This window comes from Halomonas sp. IOP_6 (assembly GCF_021151565.1).
Lineage (GTDB): Bacteria > Pseudomonadota > Gammaproteobacteria > Pseudomonadales > Halomonadaceae > Vreelandella > Vreelandella alkaliphila.
The window spans coordinates 1-1,557 of the sequence record NZ_JAIRBO010000022.1; the positions used below are offsets into that span (position 1 = coordinate 1).

Here is a 1,557-nt window from a genome sequence, read left to right on the forward strand (position 1 = left end):
GCATCGTTTAAGGAGGTGATCCAGCCGCAGGTTCCCCTACGGCTACCTTGTTACGACTTCACCCCAGTCATGAACCACACCGTGGTGATCGCTTTCCCGAAGGTTAAGCTAACCACTTCTGGTGCAGTCCACTCCCATGGTGTGACGGGCGGTGTGTACAAGGCCCGGGAACGTATTCACCGTGACATTCTGATTCACGATTACTAGCGATTCCGACTTCACGGAGTCGAGTTGCAGACTCCGATCCGGACTGAGACCGGCTTTTCGGGATTAGCTGACTCTCGCGAGCTCGCAACCCTTTGTACCGGCCATTGTAGCACGTGTGTAGCCCTACTCGTAAGGGCCATGATGACTTGACGTCGTCCCCACCTTCCTCCGGTTTGTCACCGGCAGTCTCCTTAGAGTTCCCGGCATTACCCGCTGGCAAATAAGGACAAGGGTTGCGCTCGTTACGGGACTTAACCCAACATTTCACAACACGAGCTGACGACAGCCATGCAGCACCTGTCTCTGCGTTCCCGAAGGCACCAAGTGATCTCTCACAAGTTCGCAGGATGTCAAGAGTAGGTAAGGTTCTTCGCGTTGCATCGAATTAAACCACATGCTCCACCGCTTGTGCGGGCCCCCGTCAATTCATTTGAGTTTTAACCTTGCGGCCGTACTCCCCAGGCGGTCGACTTATCGCGTTAACTTCGCCACAAAGTGCGCTAGGCACCCAACGGCTGGTCGACATCGTTTACGGCGTGGACTACCAGGGTATCTAATCCTGTTTGCTACCCACGCTTTCGCACCTCAGTGTCAGTGTCAGTCCAGAAGGCCGCCTTCGCCACTGGTATTCCTCCCGATCTCTACGCATTTCACCGCTACACCGGGAATTCTACCTTCCTCTCCTGCACTCTAGCTTGACAGTTCCGGATGCCGTTCCCAGGTTGAGCCCGGGGCTTTCACAACCGGCTTATCAAGCCACCTACGCGCGCTTTACGCCCAGTAATTCCGATTAACGCTTGCACCCTCCGTATTACCGCGGCTGCTGGCACGGAGTTAGCCGGTGCTTCTTCTGCGAGTGATGTCTTTCCTAATGGGTATTAACCACTAGGCGTTCTTCCTCGCTGAAAGTGCTTTACAACCCGAGGGCCTTCTTCACACACGCGGCATGGCTGGATCAGGCTTTCGCCCATTGTCCAATATTCCCCACTGCTGCCTCCCGTAGGAGTTCGGGCCGTGTCTCAGTCCCGATGTGGCTGATCATCCTCTCAGACCAGCTACGGATCGTTGCCTTGGTGAGCCATTACCTCACCAACTAGCTAATCCGACATAGGCTCATCCAATAGCGGGAGCCGGAGCCCCCTTTCTCCCGTAGGACGTATGCGGTATTAGCCTGGGTTTCCCCAGGTTATCCCCCACTATCGGGCAGATTCCTATGCATTACTCACCCGTCCGCCGCTCGTCAGCGGGTAGCAAGCTACCCCTGTTACCGCTCGACTTGCATGTGTTAGGCCTGCCGCCAGCGTTCAATCTGAGCCATGATCAAACTCTTCAGTTTAAAATCATTGTGAT

General features: G+C 55.1%; 1 rRNA gene. It reads right to left on the bottom strand.

Features of this window, described 5'->3' with window-relative positions:
* Positions 1-8: 8 nt before the first annotated feature.
* A 16S ribosomal RNA gene (locus tag K7H08_RS18300) occupies positions 9-1,543 on the bottom strand.
* Positions 1,544-1,557 lie beyond the last annotated feature (14 nt).